Consider the following 16,272-nt stretch of genomic DNA (forward strand, 5'->3'; position numbering starts at 1 on the left):
GTTTATGGGCCGAGCTTCTGCAAATGCGCCTGGAATTTCTCCGCATCCATAAAACCGGTGACGCGCGAGTCGGGGATTTCGTTACCCTGCGCATCGAAAAACAGAATGGTGGGCAGCCCCAGAACCTGTAACTGTTTCAGCAGATTGCTCTGCTCCTCCCGGTTTTCGGTTACGTCAGCCTGTAATAACGTCATGCGTGATAAATGGCGTTGCACGCCGCTATCGCTGAAGGTGTATTTTTCAAACTCTTTGCAGGCGACGCACCAGTCGGCGTAAAGGTCGAGCATCGCCGGTCGATGGCTGTTCGCCAGCGCATGTTTTAAGCCGGCCGCGTCGGCGACGGGCGTGAAGCTAAGGGCGGAAACCGCGCGTTGCCGTTCGGGCGCGCCTGATGCGAATACCCAATCCTGGAGCGGCCTGGCGCTGATTAACGCGCTTGCCAGCAGCAGGATCTGCACGCCGCGCGCCCTGCCTGTACGGCTGCGTAAGCTCAGCGCGAACGCCCAGCCGAAAAAGGCGACGCCCAGCAGGCTCCACAGCCTGGCCCCCCAGCTTTCGCCCGGTATGCGCTCAAGAAGAAAAACCGGCAGCGCCAGAATAACGAAACCAAAGGCTTCTTTGACGTACTGCATCCATGGGCCGCTGCGCGGCAGCAGTCGGTTGCCGAATAGCGTGACCAGAATCAACGGCAGGCCCATGCCGAACGCGTACAGGTAGAGCGTTCCGGCGCCCGCGGCGATATTACCGCTTTGCGCGATATACAGCAGGATGGCGCTAAGCGGCGCAGTGGTGCAGGGCGAGCAGATTAATCCCGCCAGCGCTCCCATGCCGAATACGCCGGTCAGCGAGCCGCCTTGCCGACGATTGCTCCACTCCGCCAGCCGGGTTTGCACGGCGGACGGCAATTGCAGGGTATACAGGCCGAACATCGACAGCGCCAGCGCGATGAACAGCGCGGAGAGCGTAATGAGAACGTACGGATGCTGCAGCGCGGCCTGGAAGCGTAGTCCGGCGGCGGCGACGATTAACCCCAGCAGCGTATAGGTCAACGCCATCCCCTGTACGTAGGTCATTGACAGCCAAAAGGTGCGCCGAAGCGTCAATCGGGTATTTCTGCCCAGCACCAGGCTGGATATCAGCGGATACATCGGCAATACGCAGGGCGTAAAGGCGACGCCGATGCCAATCAGCAACGCCCACCAGGGGGAGAAAGGCGGCATTGGCGACGGCTGCGGCGCGGCCGTCGGGGCCGCGGCCTGAACGACCTGGCGCAGCGGGATGACGCGCGTCTCCGGCGGGTAGCAAAATCCGGCTTCGGCGCAGCCCTGATAGGTTACTTTGACCGTGGCGTTTTCACTCGCCTGGCGCAGCGGCACGGTCAGCGCCGCGTGGCGTTTGAAGATGAAAACCTGGCCGAAATAGTCGTCCCGGTGGCTGATGCCTTCCGGTAGGCTGACGTCGCCCAGCAGCACGTTGCTGCCTTCCAGCTTTATCTGCTGGCGATAGAGATAGTAGCCGGGCTCTATCTCCCAATTAATGGTTAATTGGTCATTGCGCTGCTGAAAGTCGAAAGCGAATGCCCGATCGACCGATAGAAACGCGGTTCCAGGGCTATTGCCGATGCCGGATTGACCAAAAGGGGAGGATGCGGCGGCAGAGCCAAGCGCGCTGCAGATCAGGATAATCAGCGTAAAGATGCGTTGAGCCATGTCAGGTAATCGCTATCGCCATGCAATACCGGTAACGCCAGCAGTTCCGGGGTTTGGTAAGGATGGTGTCGTTTCAGATGGGTCAGCAAAGCCTGCTGATGTGAAATATCGCTTTTGATCAGCATTTGTACTTCCGACTGCTGCTCAAGTTTGCCTTCCCAATAGTAGAGGGAGCGAGCGCCGGGCAGCAGCGTTACGCAGGCGGCGAGCCGCGTTTCCAGCAATGATGCGGCAAGCCGCTGCGCGCAGGGCTCGTCAGGCGCGGTACAGAGTATGACGACGGCATCGCAAGCCGGGCGGTCCGACATCGTGGCCTCCGTTTAAAGTGAACATGGGGAACACTATACCTTGCTTTGTCTTATGAGGGGAAATGCGCGCTATCAGGCAGAGGCGCGCCGCCTGCGGGAAACGGGTGCGCCTTGGGACGGATCGTTACGACTGTTCGTTTTCGTCGGTATAGCGTTTGGCTTTATAGGCCGGGTGCATCAGGTTTTGGGTAGAGAAGATGTCGTCCAGCTCGGTTTCGGTCAGCAAACCGCGCTCCAGAACGACTTCGCGCACGCTTTTGCCGGTTTCCGCGCAGATCTTGCCGACGATATCGCCGTTGTGGTGGCCGATAAACGGGTTAAGGTAGGTAACGATGCCGATGGAGTTGAATACGTAGGCTTCGCAGACCTCTTTATTGGCGGTAATGCCGTTGACGCATTTTTCCAGCAGGTTGTGGCAGGCATTGGCCAGGATATGCGTTGATTCGAACATCGCCTGGCCGATAACCGGCTCCATGACGTTTAGCTGAAGCTGGCCGGCTTCGGCGGCCATAGTGACGCAGGTATCGTTGCCGATCACTTTAAAACAGACCTGGTTGACCACTTCCGGAACCACCGGGTTAACTTTGGCCGGCATGATTGACGAGCCCGCCTGCAGCTGCGGCAGGTTGATTTCATTCAAACCGGCCCGCGGTCCGGAGGAGAGCAGGCGCAGATCGTTACAGATTTTCGACAGCTTTACCGCCACGCGCTTAAGCGCGCTGTGCACCATGACATAGGCGCCGCAGTCGGAGGTCGCTTCGATCAGGTCTTCGGCGGGAACGCACGGCAGGCCGCTGACTTCCGCCAACCGTTTTACCGCCAGCTGCTGATAGCCGTCCGGCGTATTCAGCTTGGTGCCGATCGCCGTCGCGCCCAGGTTCACTTCCAACAGCAGTTCCGCGGTGCGCAGCAGATTTTTATTTTCTTCCTTCAATAACACATTAAAAGCGTGGAATTCCTGACCCAACGTCATCGGCACCGCGTCCTGCAATTGGGTTCGCCCCATTTTCAATATGTTCTCAAATTCTTTGGCTTTACGTTCGAAGCCGTCGCCGAGCCGCGTCAGCGCGTCGACCAGCTTCAGGGTGGCGGCGTAAACCGCGATACGAAATCCGGTGGGGTAGACGTCGTTGGTTGATTGACACTTGTTCAGATGGTCGTTTGGATTGAGATACTGGTATTCGCCTTTTTGGTGTCCCATCAGCTCCAGGCCGATATTCGCCAATACTTCGTTGGTGTTCATGTTTACCGAGGTGCCCGCGCCGCCTTGATAAACATCGATCGGGAATTGATCCATGCATTTGCCGTTGTACAGCACTTCATCACACGCCTGAATAATGACATCGGCGATTTTCCGCGGGATGGTTTGCAACTCCTTGTTCGCCAGCGCGGCGGCCTTTTTCACCATGACCATACCGCGCACAAATTCCGGAATGTCGCTGATTTTACTGTTGCTGATGTAAAAATTTTCGACAGCCCGTAAGGTATGAACACCGTAGTAGGCATCCGCGGGAACTTCTTTGCTACCTAACAGGTCTTCTTCAATACGAATATTATCTGACATGAGAGCCTTCTCTATATATCTGCTGACTGGAATTCGTGCGCACGCATTGCGCTGTTATTGATATCATTTCGGGATATTTAACCAGATAAAAGCTCGTTTCCGTAATTATGTGCTGATTTATTCCCGTAAAATAGTAGTCTGGATCACTATCTGAATCTTTCCATTAGGCTCAGATAAATGAACCGTGATAGTCGTCATGGCTCGCCGCTTTCAGGCAACAAATAGTTATGGCATAGCTTGAAAACAGTCAATCACGCTACCATCTCAGTAGATTATAATGTGCAGTGCAGCGATGCCTGGTCATATTTGTTTTCAATAACATAATTTGTTTACAACAATAGCGTTTGTTTTTAACAACAGGCGTTCTCAAAACAGGAGAGTCCGGTGCGCTGGTTACCGTTGTTATTAATTTTTCTTTTCGCATACATAGAGATATCGCTGTTTATTCAGGTGGCGGAGGTGCTCGGCGTCGCGATAACCCTGCTGCTGGTGGTGTTCACTTCCTGCGTCGGCGTGTCGCTGGTGCGTAACCAGGGAATGCGGACAATCGTGCAGATGCAGCAAAAAATGGCGCAGGGAGAGAGTCCCGCGGCGGAGATGGTAAAAAGCGTATCGCTGGTGCTGGCGGGGTTTCTGCTGCTGGTTCCCGGATTCTTCACCGATTTCCTGGGGCTGTTGTTGCTGTTGCCGCCGGTGCAAAAGCGCCTGACCCTCAAGCTGATGCCGCATTTGCATATCTGGCGTTCCGGCCCCGGCGCCGCGGCCTCCGGCGGCAATACGTTCGAAGGCGAGTATCAACGTAAAGATGACGCCGGCAGAAATATTGAGCGGCGGGATCAAAACGACGATCGCTGAGTGTTAGATTAATCACAAAACGAACAATATTTATCTTATTGATAAATATTGTTTTTTTGTTTTTTCGCCACAAAAATCATCGCGAGATGCAAAAAAAAATAAATTTCCCCCTTGAAGGGAAAAGGATCGCCCCCACTTAAAACACCACAAGGCCGAGTATGACGGCATATCCGGCGTTTATCCTAAACTGATATGGACTTTCTCAAAGGAGAGCTATCAATGAAAATTCGTCCATTGCATGACCGCGTGATCGTCAAGCGCAAAGAAGTTGAGTCCAAATCTGCTGGCGGTATCGTTCTGACCGGCTCCGCCGCAGGTAAATCTACCCGTGGTGAAGTACTGGCCATCGGCCATGGGCGCATCCTGGAAAACGGTGAAGTTAAACCGCTGGATGTGAAAGTAGGCGATATCGTTATTTTCAATGATGGCTATGGCGTGAAGGCAGAGAAGATTGATAACGAAGAAGTCTTGATCATGTCTGAAAGCGACATCCTGGCGATTGTTGAAGCGTAATTGCGCGTAACTCATCTGAACTGAACGAATTTAAGGGAAATACACCAATGGCAGCTAAAGACGTAAAATTCGGTAATGACGCTCGCGTAAAAATGCTGCGCGGCGTAAATGTACTGGCTGATGCAGTGAAGGTTACCCTGGGCCCGAAAGGCCGTAACGTGGTACTGGATAAATCCTTCGGCGCGCCAAACATCACTAAAGACGGCGTTTCCGTGGCGCGCGAAATCGAACTGGAAGACAAGTTCGAAAACATGGGCGCGCAGATGGTGAAAGAAGTCGCCTCCAAAGCGAATGACGCGGCGGGCGACGGCACCACCACCGCCACCGTACTGGCTCAGTCCATCATCACTGAAGGCCTGAAAGCCGTCGCCGCGGGCATGAACCCGATGGATTTAAAACGCGGTATCGATAAAGCCGTTGTCGCCGCGGTTGAAGAGTTGAAAAAACAATCCGTGCCTTGCTCTGATTTCAAAGCTATCGCACAGGTCGGCACCATCTCTGCGAACTCCGACGACACCGTGGGTAAACTGATTGCCGAAGCCATGGAAAAAGTGGGCAAAGAAGGCGTTATCACCGTTGAAGAAGGCACCGGCCTGCAGGACGAACTGGACGTCGTCGAAGGTATGCAGTTCGATCGCGGCTACCTCTCTCCTTACTTCATCAACAAACCGGAAACCGGTTCCGTCGAGCTGGAAAGCCCGTTCATTCTGCTGGCTGACAAAAAAATCTCCAACATCCGTGAAATGCTGCCGGTTCTGGAAGCCGTTGCCAAAGCAGGCAAACCGCTGCTGATTATCGCAGAGGATGTTGAAGGCGAAGCGCTGGCTACGCTGGTGGTCAACACCATGCGCGGCATCGTGAAAGTGGCCGCCGTCAAGGCGCCTGGTTTCGGCGACCGTCGTAAAGCCATGCTGCAGGATATCGCTATCCTGACCGCGGGTACGGTTATCTCTGAAGAGATCGGTCTGGAACTGGAAAAAACCACGCTGGAAGATCTGGGTCAGGCGAAACGCGTCGTTATCAACAAAGATACCACCACCATCATCGACGGCGTGGGCGACCAGGCGACCATCGAAGGCCGCGTGACTCAAATTCGTCAGCAGATTGAAGACGCGACTTCAGACTACGACAAAGAAAAACTGCAGGAACGCGTGGCTAAACTGGCCGGCGGCGTAGCCGTGATCAAAGTCGGCGCGGCGACTGAAGTTGAGATGAAAGAGAAGAAAGCCCGCGTTGAAGATGCGCTGCACGCCACCCGCGCGGCGGTGGAAGAAGGCGTGGTCGCCGGCGGCGGCGTTGCGCTGATTCGCGCGGCTTCCTCTGTCTCCGCTTCTGGCCTGAAAGGCGATAATGAAGACCAGAACGTGGGTATTAAAGTTGCGCTGCGCGCGATGGAATCTCCGTTGCGTCAGATCGTGGTTAACGCCGGCGAAGAAGCCTCCGTTATCGCTAACAATGTTAAAGCGGGTAAAGATAACTACGGTTACAACGCGGCGACCGAAGAGTATGGCGACATGCTGGACTTCGGTATCCTGGATCCAACCAAGGTTACCCGTTCCGCTCTGCAATACGCGGCTTCCGTTGCCGGCCTGATGATCACCACCGAATGTATGGTGACCGATCTGCCGAAAGAAGAAAAAGCGGATTTAGGTGCAGCCGGCGGTATGGGCGGCATGGGCGGTATGGGCGGCATGATGTAATGCGACGAGAGTCGCCATGAGGCGTCCTGCTTTTATGGCGGCTTGAGCCGATTTACATCTGTTTCCTCTATGCCGTACAAAAGGCGTTGTCTGGTGGAAAACACCGGCCGGCGCCTTTTTTATGTCTCGCCCGTTCGTCGCCGGTTTGTCTTTCCTGATTGTTTTCTTCTTGATTTTTTTCTCCTTTTTCGGGCTTTTTACCGCCTCGGTCCAGCGGCTACAATGTCGCCGTATTCGGTATCAATCAGGGCGAACGTGTTATCAGGACGCTATTCTGCGCTACAATATGAGTCGCTTACTTTATTTACGAATTCCCCCTGAGCGGAGTAGGGATAATGTCTGATGGAGCGCATTTTTCCCTGCGCGCGGCCAAATGGTTTACCGGGCAGCCGGCGATAATTCCCGCGCGCGTTCGGGATTGGCTGATGGAAACGCATTCAATGACGCGGCGCCTTGAGGCGCATTGCGTTCGGTTGACGGTCTCTATCCGCAGTGAAGGCTTTGTCACGCCGGGGGAGCCGGATGATGAATGCGCCCACCTGCCGGTTAGTGAGCGTTACTGGCTGCGCGAAGTCGTGCTTTATGGCGACGGGCGTCCCTGGTTATTCGGTCGTACCCTGATTCCCCGGCAAACGCTGGCCGGCGCCGGCATCGACTTGACGAACATCGGTAGCGTACCGCTGGGGCGTTATCTTTTTCAGCATGACGCTCTGACGCGTGATTATATACATGTCGGACTCTGTGAAGGGCTGTGGGCGCGGCGTTCCCGTTTGCGTCTTTCTGGTCATCCGTTATTGTTGACCGAGCTATTTTTACCAGAGGCGCCGCTTTATTTGACGGAGAGTCGTGAAGGCTAGCCGGTAATTGAGGAGATTAGTCCGTTGGAAAGAAGTGTAACGGCGGGGAAGTGGCTGGCTTACTGTCGGTTGATGCGTATTGATAAGCCAATAGGTTCTCTGCTGCTGCTGTGGCCGACACTGTGGGCGTTGTGGCTGGCTGGGCGCGGGGCTCCAGAACCGTGGACATTACTGGTGTTTGTCGCCGGCGTCTTTTTGATGCGGGCGGCCGGCTGCGTGATCAATGATTACGCCGATCGTCATTTCGACGGGCACGTCAAGCGCACCGCTTCGCGTCCGTTGCCCAGCGGCATGGTCAGCGAGCAGTCCGCCAAGATCTTGTTTGTCGTGCTGATCCTGTTGGCGTTCGGCCTGGTTCTGACGCTGAATATGATGACGATCTGGCTTTCCGTCGCCGGGCTGGCGCTGGCGTGGATATATCCGTTTATGAAACGCGTCAGCCACTTGCCGCAGTTTGTGCTGGGCGCGGCGTTCGGCTGGTCGATACCGATGGCCTATGCGGCGGTCAGCGAGTCGCTGCCCGCTACTTGCTGGATGATGTTTCTGGCTTACGTCTGCTGGACGGTCGCCTACGATACGCAGTATGCGATGGTTGACCGGGATGACGATCTCAAGATCGGCATCAAATCCACCGCTATTTTGTTTGGCCGCTTCGATACCCTGATTATCGGCCTGCTGCAGTTGGGCGTGCTGCTGCTGCTGGCGGCGCTGGGTTATATGGCGGCGCTGGGGCCGGTGTTTTACCTGGCGTTGCTGATTGCCGCCGGGCTATTTATTTATCAGCAGACGCTGATTGCCGGGCGGGAGCGGAATGCGTGCTTTCGTGCGTTTAAGAATAATAACTATGTCGGCATGGCGCTGTTTATCGGCGTGCTGTTCGGCCTGTAAGCGCTCTGGATGAAATGGGCGCAAGGCGGCGATACTTCGCCGCCTTTCCGGTTAGTGATTACGCCTGAGGCGGGGGAAGCTCGGCTTTCGGGCTTTCGGATCCAGCGGGCGAACTGGCGCTTTCAATCGTCAGCCTGACTTCCGGGGTAATTAAATGGCCCACCGTATCGTAAATCGCCAAAATATCGCCCTGGGGCGCCTCGCTGCTGTCCGTAATGTAGCCTTCGGCGCGCAGGGTCGCCACCAGCGTTGAAAACACCGCTTTGTCGAAGAACTCCGGCGCATTGATGCCGTGCAGCACCGACAGCCGCTGCGCCATATTCCGGCTCTCTTTTTCCAGCGTTCCGCGATTAATGCCCGGGTTCGCTCCCAGCAACGACAGCGTGATGGCGTAGCGCTGCAGCGTTTCGCGCACCCCGGCCGCCAATAGTTGTAGCGTACGGATACGCGCCGGGTTGATCAGCAGCGTCTCTTCTTTAATACACAGCAATTGTTGCCGCGCCAGTTCGTGCGTCAGCGCCGATAACACCGCCGGCAGCTCCTCTTTGCCGTAGCGCAGGAACAGCTCCGCCTGCAGTAGAGGGTAGATCAGCGTGATCTGACGGATTAATTCAGCCATGGTGATCCGACGGTGATGGATCGCCATGCTGGCGATCAGCGACGGCAGGATCAGCAGGTGCTGGATATTATTGCGGTAATAGGTCATCAGCACGGCCTGCTCCCGCGGCAGGATAATAATGTCGCCGATACTGTCTTTTTCGACTTCAAATTTATCCATACCCAACGCATGTTCCAGCAATTCGGCCGGCGTTTTTTGCGGCGCGGTGATGTCCTTATGGTAAGGAACGTTGCGCAGCAGCTGCAAATAACAATCCAACTGCTCATGCATCTGCTCTCTGGTGAGAGAACGCTGGCGCGAAGCCAGCAGCGCGGTGGAACAGAGGTTCATGGCGTTTGCCGCGGCGGAGTTGTTGATGCGCGTCATGATATCCAGCGCGACGGCCTGCACCGTCGGCGTTAGCCAGCTTGGGCGCTGCGCTTCAATCGGGTCGATGGCATCGCGCCACTGCGGCACATGCTGATTCAGATAGGTGGTTAACGGCAAAGGCTCGCCGAAATTCACATAACCCTGACCCAGGTTGCGCAACTTGCGTAGGCCGCGCACCATCTGCACAAAGCCCTCTTTTTCCTTTGTCGCGCCGCGTAGCTCTTTGGCATAGGTTCCGACTTCCATAACATGCTCATAGCCCACGTAAATCGGTACCAGGGTGATGGGGCGCGTACCGCCGCGCAGCATGGCCTGGATGGTCATCGCCAGCGTCCCGGTCTTGGGCTCCAGCAAGCGCCCGGTGCGCGAGCGTCCGCCTTCCATAAAATATTCGACGGAGTAGCCACGGGTGAAAAGCTCGCCCAGATATTCGCGGAAAATCGTGGAATAGAGCTTGTTGCCCTTGAACGTGCGGCGGATGAAAAACGCCCCCAGCCGTCGGAAGATCGGGCCGGCCGGCCAGAAGTTCAGGTTGATCCCGGCGGCGATATGCGGCGGAACCAGCCCCTGGTGATAAAGCACGTAGGAGAGCAGCAGGTAGTCCATATGGCTGCGGTGGCAGGGAACATAGACAATTTCGTGTCCGTCCTGCGCCAGCTGACGCACCCGTTCGGCGTTATGGACGTTAATTCCCTGATAAAGACGGTTCCAGGTCCAGCCTAATACGCGGTCCGATAAGCGCACGGCTTCATAAGAGAAGTCGGCGGCGATCTCTTCCATCAGGGCAATGGCGTTTTGCTGCGCCCGCTCATGAGAGAGCTTTTTGCCGCGCGCTTCGTCGTCGACGGCTTTTTTGATCGCCTTGGAGTTCAGCAGCTTATTAAACAACTCCTGACGTACCGGAAGACGCGGGCCTACCGCGGCCAAGCGCTGGCGGGAGAAGTGCATGCGCGCCACGCGGGCCAGCTTGTGCGCGATGGTCTTATCCGTGCCGTGCTCGGTCGCCATGTAGCGTAATGACACCGGGCTGGAAAAACGGACGAAGCTGTCTCGGCCCAGCCACAATACGGCAAAAAATTTCTCAATGCCGTTTAGCAGGCGCAGATGCGGCGTCTCCTGATTCTGCTGTCCCTCACGGCCGGGGGAGCGGCCGAACATGACGGAAACCGGCACCATCTGTACGTCGAGATCGGGATTGCTCTGATGCAGATCCAGATAGTCGTGAAACAGCTTTATCGATTCCTCTTTGGGAACGTAATAGCGGAAAACGCGCGGACCATCGTTAATGAAAACGTGGCTGGGCAACTGTGTTCCGCCGATGTCGGCCGGACGGAGAGGATCGGGAAGACCCAGCGTCTGACATTTCGCCCTGAGCGTCAGTAAATCCGCCTGAGAATTGTAAGGCAGCACATAGAGGATCGGGCGCGAGGGATCCAACCCCAATTCAGCCACGGGATCCAGGGGAATGACCTTACTTTTCACTAACAATTTTAGTGGGAAATTCAGTAGTTTATAGTAAATTTTACGCCAACCTGACATAACAACTAGAAGCCTCTTGTTAGCAATGCGTCGCAAGGATACCAGAAACTGCGCTGGAGATCTGTTGTGATAAGACAACGGTTAGGCGTTAAAATGTCGCCGAATGCGAATAAATAATGGAGGGCGGATGAATAAGGCAACGGGGATAACCCGGATAATCAAAGCGACCGGCTATTCCCTGCAGGGATTGAAACAGGCATGGCGGCACGAAGCGGCATTTCGCCAGGAAACGGTGCTGGCCATCGTCGGGGCGATCGTCGCCTGTCTGCTGTCCGTAACCCTGGTTGAAAAACTGCTGCTTATCGGATCCGTTGTGTCGATTATGCTGTTTGAACTGGTCAATAGCGCGATCGAGGCGGTCGTCGATCGCATTGGCACTGAACGCCACGAGTTATCAGGCCGGGCGAAGGATATCGGTTCGGCCGCAGTGTTTATCGCCATCCTCCTGGCCGTCGTCGTCTGGGGCAGCATTCTTTGGCGGCACTTTGCGTGAAAGCTTGCGGAAAGTAATAAAAAACCGAGGTTTACTCACATCCCGGTTCCCAATTGGCGATTAGCTGTATATACTCACAGCAAAACTGTATAAACAACCAGGGGGGCGGAATGAAAGCATTAACGGCCAGACAGCAGCAGGTTTATGACCTGATCCGCGATCATCTTGCACAGACCGGCATGCCGCCGACGCGCGCGGAAATCGCCCAACAGTTGGGATTCCGCTCGCCGAATGCCGCAGAAGAGCATTTAAAGGCGCTGGCGCGTAAAGGCGTTATCGAAATTGTCTCCGGCGCATCGCGCGGCATCCGCCTGCTGATGGAGGAAGAGGCCGGCATTCCGCTGATTGGCCGTGTCGCCGCGGGTGAGCCGCTGTTAGCTCAGCAGCATATTGAATGCCACTATCAGGTCGATCCCTCGATGTTTAAGCCCAGCGCCGATTTTCTATTGCGCGTCAGCGGAATGTCGATGAAAGACATCGGCATTATGGACGGCGATTTACTGGCGGTGCATAAAACGCAGGATGTCCATAACGGGCAGGTCGTCGTGGCGCGCATCGAAGATGAAGTCACGGTTAAACGTTTGAAGAAGCAGGGCAATACCGTTCATCTTCTGGCTGAAAATGAGGAGTTCGCGCCGATCGTCGTCGATCTGCGGCAACAGAGTTTCTCCATCGAAGGATTGGCGGTCGGCGTTATTCGTAACAGCGACTGGAGCTGATTCCGGCGTTTGCAACCCTCCCCCCATCTCAAACGCTATTTTTTATTTGACGCCTTTTCGCCTCGCCTCTGAGGCGAGGCTGTTTATTGCCGCCATCCCCCAAGCCGCCGGCGCTTATGCAATTGAAGTACGGCGGCGGTAAATTAATCGTAGCGGCGCTTGAGACGGCATGATAAATAGGAGATGGAGAGCGTTATCTTGTAGCTAAGAGTGCGGCAAGTTCGCCTCTCATCTGGCTATCTTTTACTGACTGTTGCCGATAGTGCGGAAATTTATTGTGCATAGGGCGATATCGCTAGGCATAAGGAGCAAGTCAGTAGAGACTATACTTAACAGGCGGTAGGAGGCGAACCGTACCACCGGCGGCGCGAAGCGCGACGGCATAAGCCGGCTAATAACATAATGGCTTCGCGGCGATAATCCGAAAGCGATTAACCGGTGGTGTGATGTAGCAACCTTAAGCCAGCCGAATAGCCGGTTGATAAAAGAAGTAAAGGTATGGGAAAGAAAAAATAAGCGCGACTGCTAACCGGTAACGCCGACACGCGCAAATATGAATAAATGGATCCTGTGTCGAGGTGTTGACCATTTCAGCGTATTTGCGGCTGCGGCGGAATGCAGGTCTGGAAAAGAGATAGCTCTTGCTGACTGCGAAGGTCCGGTTTCAGCGATATAACGGGGACAGCGGATGTTCCCCACCCATCCCCCTCTCGCCCGGCGTTAGCGCTTTTTGATCGGAACAGAGTGGTCGTGATCGCACTGTTCGGGGTGCTTGCAGGATGCGACCTCCTGACATCCCTCGCAAAACCCATGCGCTTCAATAATACTATGGCGTAAGGTGAATCCCGCCTGTTGCGCCAGGTTTCGCAGCGTATCTTCTACGCCTTCTGTCTGGCGTTCGGTGACCAGGCCGCAGCGATCGCAGATAAACAGCGCTGAAGTGTGGCTGTGATCCTCAATGTGATGGCAAAGCACATAGCTGTTGGTTGACTCCACCCGATGGATAAAACCCTGTTCCAGCAAGAAATCCAATGCGCGGTACACCGTCGGCGGCTTCGCCTGAGGTTCGGATATCCGTAACAGATCGAGCAGATCGTATGCGCTGATGGCGCCGGTCTGTTGCGCCATCAGGCGCAGCACTTCCAGCCGCTGTGTCGTCAGGCGTACGCCGCGGTGCTGACAAATCTGTTCAGCCTGGGCAAGCAGTTTGTCCTGATTGGTTGAATCCATTGCCGTATACCCCGACGTATAAGAGAAGAAGAGAGACATCTTACCACGGCTGAAAGAAAACGTAGACCCGATGACGTTGGGTTGAATAGCCGGGCGGCGATAAGCGGGGAAAAACTAAACGGCCAGATCAACCAGCAAAAAGCGGAGCGGGGACTCGGACTGGATGGTCAACTCGGTTTCCTGCCGGATAAAGGCGCCGTCGCCGCAATATAGCGTGACGCCGTTATGCTCTGGACTCCTGACGGCGGCTGAACCGTGAATCGACTGAAGATAGGCGCGGTTGCCGCGCAGTTTGACGGTCTGCCGCTCATCCTTTTGCAGTTCGATGTGATGGATCCATACCTGCTGGCGGAGCCGCAAACTGTCGTTTTCCCCTTCCGGCGAGGCCAATAAACGGTGGCCGGTATGATGACGACCGATTTTATTCAGCGTTAACCGTTGCAGCGGGCTATTTTCCCGCGTCGGGCAGGCATCGAGCCATAGCTGCATCCGCGTTAGCGGCTTACTGCCGCTGGTATTGTGCTCGCTGTAGCTGATATTGGGCTGGGTGGAGAGTAGCAGCACATCGCCTGTTTCGGCATGGATGTGGTGGCCTTGGCTGTCGCGATATTCCGCCTCGCCCTGAAGGACGATATTAAGAATATCGACGCGCGGATAGGCGCGCGGCTGGAAGGATGCGCCCGGCGTCAATACTTCCTGATTCAGCACGCGCAGCGAAGCGTAGCCCAGCAGTTGCGGGTCGAAGTAATGGCCGAAAGAGAAGGTATAACGCGCCTGCAACCAGCCATAGTCTGCCTGACCGCACTGTTCTGCCGCTCTTTTTATAATCATGCGAGTAAGCCCGGAGAATATTACGTAAACAGATGGTAATTGTGTGGACGCTGGATTGTTAGCTAGTTAATCTGGTGAGTATATTCAAAATTCCTGAACGAGTCGAAAATGTCAAAAGAACGCGCGTTGACGCTGGAAGCGCTGAGAGTCATGGATGCGATTGAACGTCGGGGAAGCTTTGCGGCGGCGGCGGACGAGTTAGGCCGCGTGCCGTCGGCCCTTAGCTATACCATGCAAAAATTGGAAGAAGAGTTGGATGTCGTGCTGTTCGATCGCTCCGGGCACCGCACCAAGTTCACCAATGTCGGCCGTATGCTGCTGGATCGCGGGCGTATTCTGCTGGAGGCGGCCGATAAGCTGACCACGGATGCGGAGGCGCTGTCGCGCGGCTGGGAAACGCATTTGACCATCGTAACGGAGGCGCTCACTCCAACCGAAAGACTTTTCCCGCTGTTGGATAAACTGTCGCAGAAGGCCAATACGCAGGTTTCGTTGCTGACGGAAGTATTAGCCGGCGCCTGGGAGCGCCTGGAGCAGGGGCGGGCGGATATCGTTATTGCGCCGGATATGCATTTCCGCGCCTCTTCCGAGGTGAACACGCGTAAACTGTATACGCTGAAAAATATCTATGTCGCCAGCCCCGACCATCCCATACATCAGGAGCCGGAGCCGCTTTCCGAAATAACCCGCGTGAAATACCGGGGGATCGCCGTGGCGGATACCGCGCGCGAACGTCCGGTATTAACCGTACAGCTGCTGGATAAACAGCAGCGCCTGACCGTCAGTTCGATTGACGATAAACGGCGCGCTTTGCTGGCCGGGCTGGGCGTAGCGACAATGCCTTATCCCCTGGTCGCGCAGGACATCGCGGAAGGACGGCTGCGCGTCGTCAGCCCCGAATACTCGATGGAGAGCCAGATCATCATGGCCTGGCGACGGGACAGCATGGGAGAGGCGAAATCCTGGTTTTTACGGGAAATTCCCAAATTATTGAACCACCCCTGAGACTTTCCGGCATGAATATCGGGGGACGCATGAAGTTTCCACGCCTTCCCCCTGCTTAATTTACCGGTCGGCAAATTGCGCTTCCCGCCCGTGAGGGCGGTTCAGGTCCTGCTCCGGCCCCAGCGATATTACTCCGTGCGGGTTGATGGTGCCGTGGCTGCGGTAATAGTGGTGCCGAATGTGCGCCATATTGACGGTATCGGCTACGCCGTCCATTTGGTAGATATCGCGTAGGAAGCCATACAGGTTTGGGTAATCGCTTAGGCGGTATCTGTCGCACTTAAAGTGCGTATGGTAGACCGGATCGAAACGTATCAGCGTCGTCCACAGCCGTAAATCCGCCTCCGTGAGACTCGGGCCCGTCAGATAACGTCGCTGACCCAGGATCGACTCCAACCTGGTGAGGGCGGCAAACACTTCCGTGGCGGCCTCGTCATAAGCCGACTGGCTGGTGGCAAAGCCGGCTTTATAGACGCCGTTGTTGACTTTGTCATAGATCCAGCCGTTAAGCTCATCGATTTCGGCATGTAGCGCCAGCGGGTAGTAGTCTCCCGGCTTGGCGCCGATGGGGTCGAAAGCGCCGTTGAACATGCGGATGATATCGGCTGATTCGTTGCTGACTATCGTATGTTTTTCGGTATCCCACAGTACCGGCACGGTAACCCGCCCGCTGTAGTCGGGAGCGGCGTGTAGATAGAGCTGATAGAGAAACTCGTGCTGATAGAGCGAATCGCCGGTGGCGCTTGGAAAATCGGTGCCGAATGTCCAGCCGTGATCCAACATTAACGGATGCACGACGGAAACGGCAATGTGCGTTTCCAGCCCTTTTAAATGGCGCATTAACAGGGCGCGGTGCGCCCAGGGGCAGGCGAGGGAAACATAGAGATGATAACGCCCGGATTCCGCCGGAAACCCGCCGTCGCCGGTCGCGCCGGGCTTTCCGTCTGGCGTAATCCAGTGGCGGAAGCGTGATTCCGAGCGTTGAAAACGACCGCCGGTAGATTTTGTTTCATACCAGGTGTCGTGCCATACGCCATCAACCAGTTGTCCCATGATTCCTCCCGTTATTAAAC

The 16,272-nt window shown here is 55.6% G+C and carries 15 protein-coding genes; 8 read left to right on the forward strand and 7 right to left on the reverse strand.

Annotation, left to right across the window (positions count from 1 at the left end):
- Window positions 1-2: 2 nt before the first annotated feature.
- The 3 genes from VSX58_RS08975 to aspA all read right to left on the reverse strand — a co-directional run bounded on the left by VSX58_RS08975 (window position 3) and on the right by aspA (window position 3,581).
- Complete coding sequence (locus tag VSX58_RS08975) at window positions 3-1,709, reverse strand: protein-disulfide reductase DsbD (RefSeq protein ID WP_327617758.1); 1,707 nt, start codon at window positions 1,707-1,709, stop codon at window positions 3-5.
- Window positions 1,685-2,017: a divalent cation tolerance protein CutA gene (gene cutA / locus VSX58_RS08980; protein WP_327615855.1), complete on the reverse strand. Its 333-nt coding sequence runs from the start codon at window positions 2,015-2,017 to the stop codon at window positions 1,685-1,687. The genes VSX58_RS08975 and cutA overlap by 25 nt, the downstream gene beginning before the upstream one ends.
- 124 nt (window positions 2,018-2,141) lie before the next feature.
- Window positions 2,142-3,581, reverse strand: coding sequence for an aspartate ammonia-lyase (gene aspA / locus VSX58_RS08985; protein ID WP_327617759.1), 1,440 nt, complete (start codon window positions 3,579-3,581; stop codon window positions 2,142-2,144).
- A 384-nt stretch (window positions 3,582-3,965) separates the two neighbouring features.
- Between aspA and VSX58_RS08990 the strand changes: the two genes are divergently transcribed.
- The 5 genes from VSX58_RS08990 to ubiA all read left to right on the forward strand — a co-directional run bounded on the left by VSX58_RS08990 (window position 3,966) and on the right by ubiA (window position 8,394).
- Window positions 3,966-4,436, forward strand: coding sequence for an FxsA family protein (locus tag VSX58_RS08990; protein WP_327617760.1), 471 nt, complete (start codon window positions 3,966-3,968; stop codon window positions 4,434-4,436).
- Window positions 4,437-4,655: 219 nt separating this feature from the next.
- Window positions 4,656-4,949, forward strand: a complete 294-nt coding sequence (locus VSX58_RS08995; RefSeq protein WP_048636335.1) for a co-chaperone GroES — start codon at window positions 4,656-4,658, stop codon at window positions 4,947-4,949.
- Window positions 4,950-4,996: 47 nt separating this feature from the next.
- Window positions 4,997-6,649, forward strand: coding sequence for a chaperonin GroEL (gene groL, locus VSX58_RS09000; RefSeq protein WP_327615858.1), 1,653 nt, complete (start codon window positions 4,997-4,999; stop codon window positions 6,647-6,649).
- A gap of 335 nt (window positions 6,650-6,984) precedes the next feature.
- Entirely contained in the window at window positions 6,985-7,506 is a 522-nt protein-coding gene (ubiC, locus tag VSX58_RS09005; protein ID WP_327617762.1) for a chorismate lyase, read from the forward strand.
- Window positions 7,507-7,530: 24 nt separating this feature from the next.
- Window positions 7,531-8,394, forward strand: a complete 864-nt coding sequence (gene ubiA, locus VSX58_RS09010; RefSeq protein WP_327617763.1) for a 4-hydroxybenzoate octaprenyltransferase — start codon at window positions 7,531-7,533, stop codon at window positions 8,392-8,394.
- A 58-nt stretch (window positions 8,395-8,452) separates the two neighbouring features.
- Here the strand turns inward: ubiA and plsB are convergent, their stop codons facing one another.
- Complete coding sequence (gene plsB, locus VSX58_RS09015; RefSeq protein WP_327617765.1) at window positions 8,453-10,921, reverse strand: glycerol-3-phosphate 1-O-acyltransferase PlsB; 2,469 nt, start codon at window positions 10,919-10,921, stop codon at window positions 8,453-8,455.
- A gap of 127 nt (window positions 10,922-11,048) precedes the next feature.
- On the opposite strand from plsB, the gene VSX58_RS09020 reads away from it, so the two are divergent.
- Together VSX58_RS09020 and lexA are read left to right on the forward strand one after the other, a co-directional pair.
- Window positions 11,049-11,414, forward strand: coding sequence for a diacylglycerol kinase (locus VSX58_RS09020; RefSeq protein ID WP_327617766.1), 366 nt, complete (start codon window positions 11,049-11,051; stop codon window positions 11,412-11,414).
- Window positions 11,415-11,524: 110 nt separating this feature from the next.
- The gene (gene lexA / locus VSX58_RS09025) at window positions 11,525-12,133 is read left to right on the forward strand and encodes a transcriptional repressor LexA (RefSeq protein ID WP_327615863.1); all 609 of its coding nucleotides are present in this window, start codon (window positions 11,525-11,527) and stop codon (window positions 12,131-12,133) included.
- A 720-nt stretch (window positions 12,134-12,853) separates the two neighbouring features.
- Here lexA and zur read toward each other — a convergent pair.
- Both zur and VSX58_RS09035 read right to left on the reverse strand, forming a co-directional pair.
- Window positions 12,854-13,363, reverse strand: a complete 510-nt coding sequence (zur, locus tag VSX58_RS09030) for a zinc uptake transcriptional repressor Zur (RefSeq protein ID WP_327617767.1) — start codon at window positions 13,361-13,363, stop codon at window positions 12,854-12,856.
- A 114-nt stretch (window positions 13,364-13,477) separates the two neighbouring features.
- Window positions 13,478-14,194 carry a pirin family protein gene (locus tag VSX58_RS09035; protein WP_327617768.1) on the reverse strand — a complete coding sequence of 239 codons (717 nt, stop codon included), beginning with the start codon at window positions 14,192-14,194 and terminating at the stop codon, window positions 13,478-13,480.
- Between the two features lie 108 nt (window positions 14,195-14,302).
- On the opposite strand from VSX58_RS09035, the gene VSX58_RS09040 reads away from it, so the two are divergent.
- A complete protein-coding gene (locus VSX58_RS09040; RefSeq protein WP_327615866.1) occupies window positions 14,303-15,199 on the forward strand; it encodes a LysR family transcriptional regulator in 897 nt (298 codons plus the stop codon).
- A gap of 60 nt (window positions 15,200-15,259) precedes the next feature.
- Here VSX58_RS09040 and VSX58_RS09045 read toward each other — a convergent pair whose 3' ends face one another.
- Window positions 15,260-16,252, reverse strand: coding sequence for a glutathione S-transferase family protein (locus tag VSX58_RS09045; RefSeq protein ID WP_327617769.1), 993 nt, complete (start codon window positions 16,250-16,252; stop codon window positions 15,260-15,262).
- Window positions 16,253-16,272: the final 20 nt, after the last annotated feature.

The organism is Brenneria populi, from assembly GCF_036016195.1.
Taxonomy (GTDB): domain Bacteria; phylum Pseudomonadota; class Gammaproteobacteria; order Enterobacterales; family Enterobacteriaceae; genus Brenneria; species Brenneria populi.

Coding starts and splice junctions, on each gene's coding strand:
- VSX58_RS08975 (WP_327617758.1), bottom strand. CDS start 1,709: ATGGCTCAACGCATCTTTACGCTGATTATCCTGATCTGCAGCGCGCTT.
- cutA (WP_327615855.1), bottom strand. CDS start 2,017: ATGTCGGACCGCCCGGCTTGCGATGCCGTCGTCATACTCTGTACCGCG.
- aspA (WP_327617759.1), bottom strand. CDS start 3,581: ATGTCAGATAATATTCGTATTGAAGAAGACCTGTTAGGTAGCAAAGAA.
- VSX58_RS08995 (WP_048636335.1), top strand. CDS start 4,656: ATGAAAATTCGTCCATTGCATGACCGCGTGATCGTCAAGCGCAAAGAA.
- groL (WP_327615858.1), top strand. CDS start 4,997: ATGGCAGCTAAAGACGTAAAATTCGGTAATGACGCTCGCGTAAAAATG.
- ubiC (WP_327617762.1), top strand. CDS start 6,985: ATGTCTGATGGAGCGCATTTTTCCCTGCGCGCGGCCAAATGGTTTACC.
- plsB (WP_327617765.1), bottom strand. CDS start 10,921: ATGTCAGGTTGGCGTAAAATTTACTATAAACTACTGAATTTCCCACTA.
- VSX58_RS09020 (WP_327617766.1), top strand. CDS start 11,049: ATGAATAAGGCAACGGGGATAACCCGGATAATCAAAGCGACCGGCTAT.
- lexA (WP_327615863.1), top strand. CDS start 11,525: ATGAAAGCATTAACGGCCAGACAGCAGCAGGTTTATGACCTGATCCGC.
- zur (WP_327617767.1), bottom strand. CDS start 13,363: ATGGATTCAACCAATCAGGACAAACTGCTTGCCCAGGCTGAACAGATT.
- VSX58_RS09035 (WP_327617768.1), bottom strand. CDS start 14,194: ATGATTATAAAAAGAGCGGCAGAACAGTGCGGTCAGGCAGACTATGGC.
- VSX58_RS09040 (WP_327615866.1), top strand. CDS start 14,303: ATGTCAAAAGAACGCGCGTTGACGCTGGAAGCGCTGAGAGTCATGGAT.
- VSX58_RS09045 (WP_327617769.1), bottom strand. CDS start 16,252: ATGGGACAACTGGTTGATGGCGTATGGCACGACACCTGGTATGAAACA.